The organism is Photobacterium pectinilyticum (genome assembly GCF_024357955.1).
GTDB classification, from domain to species: domain Bacteria; phylum Pseudomonadota; class Gammaproteobacteria; order Enterobacterales; family Vibrionaceae; genus Photobacterium; species Photobacterium pectinilyticum.
Genome location: NZ_JANEYT010000178.1, coordinates 1 through 1,413, shown reverse-complemented (window position 1 = coordinate 1,413; position 1,413 = coordinate 1). Strand labels below are relative to the sequence as shown.

The 1,413-nt window shown below is 47.6% G+C and carries 1 protein-coding gene and 3 tRNA genes; all 4 read left to right on the top strand.

Going from position 1 to position 1,413, the window contains the following annotated elements:
* The first annotated feature begins 161 nt into the window (after window positions 1-161).
* The 4 genes from NHN17_RS25740 (at window position 162) to NHN17_RS25725 (ending at window position 1,411) form a co-directional block, all read left to right on the top strand.
* A tRNA-Asn gene (locus tag NHN17_RS25740) sits at window positions 162-237 on the top strand.
* A 256-nt stretch (window positions 238-493) separates the two neighbouring features.
* On the top strand, window positions 494-1,123 hold the full coding sequence (locus NHN17_RS25735) for a glutathione S-transferase family protein (RefSeq protein ID WP_255045519.1): 630 nt from the start codon (window positions 494-496) through the stop codon (window positions 1,121-1,123).
* A 133-nt stretch (window positions 1,124-1,256) separates the two neighbouring features.
* Window positions 1,257-1,332 (top strand) — tRNA-Phe (locus NHN17_RS25730).
* Window positions 1,333-1,338: 6 nt separating this feature from the next.
* Window positions 1,339-1,411: transfer RNA gene (locus tag NHN17_RS25725), tRNA-Asn, on the top strand.
* The last annotated feature ends 2 nt before the right edge of the window (window positions 1,412-1,413 follow it).

Sequence of the window (1,413 nt, the reverse complement as noted above, 5' to 3'; positions counted from 1 at the left end):
GAGGCACCATATTTAAAAGTATGATGCTTACAATTAGGCTCCAAAGGTTATCGCGTTGCGATAATGTGTCGGTCCCTAGCCGGGCGCGGTCGATTCCGTCCTCGAGGCAGCATATTTAGTTATGGTGCTAGTAATAGCAACATAATGTAAAAAGAGATAATTCCCCCTTAGTTCAGTTGGTAGAACGGCGGACTGTTAATCCGTATGTCGCAGGTTCGAGTCCCGCAGGGGGAGCCACATTAAAAAGCCAAGTCGAAAGACTTGGCTTTTTTTCGTTTCTACTCCCCACCTTTTTATCTACACATTACCTTGGCGTGTTTTTCGGGCTACACCTCACCTTTGCTGCTATTTCGCCAGCGGGAGCCCTTGCCAACGTCTCTAAAGAAGAGCAAACCACACGATAGCTTCATTACTTTGACGGCCCGTATCTGCAGGCCGTCTTTTTTTTGCTAACTTTAATAACAACAAAATAAAAAAACCAAGGAAGAAATAAATGATCACCCTTTATGGCTATCCGCGTACCCGCTCGCTCCGTGTCTCTTGGTTACTTGAAGAACTCAGCCTTGACTGGCAGTACCGCCTAATTAATTTTGCCAAGAATGATCATCGTTCTCCCCAGTTCCTCGCTCTTAACCCCCAGGGGAAAGTCCCTTGCTTATGCGATGACGGGCTCACTATTTGCGAATCTTCAGCCATTTGCCTATACCTAGCAGAAAAATATGGTCACCACTGGCTGCCTGAGCCCGGTACTGCCGAGTCAGCCAGCCATCACGAATGGATCAGCTATATCATCACCGAGCTGGAACAACCGCTCTGGAGCATGGGCAAACACCGTTTTGCTCTCCCAGAATCCATCCGCTTGCCGGAAATGCTTGCTGTCGCAGCGTGGGAATTTAAAAAAGCCCTGAAAGTGGCTGAGAGCCGTATACAAGGTGATGAATACTTGCTGGGACATTTTCCAACCGTCGCAGACATTTTACTGGCTCATACCCTCAACTGGGCAATCAAGTTTGATCAAAAACTACCGCTGAAACTCGAGAAATATAGGCAGTTTGTGAGTCGCCGACCGGCACTTTCTCGAGCCCTTGACCGTGAAAACCGAACTCTTCTAGATAGCGATTAACAGCGCTATAAGCCATTTCTTGCCAAGAAAAAGTTCAAAAACCGAGCAAACAGGGCAAAAAAGGTGAAATCGGCATATTTTTCTCAAAAAACCATTGACGAAAAGGCCGAAAACCTTTTTAATGCGCCCCGTTGCCTCGATAGCTCAGTCGGTAGAGCAGAGGATTGAAAATCCTCGTGTCGGTGGTTCGATTCCGCCTCGAGGCACCATATTATTCCCCCTTAGTTCAGTTGGTAGAACGGCGGACTGTTAATCCGTATGTCGCAAGTTCAAGTCTTGCAGGGGGAGCC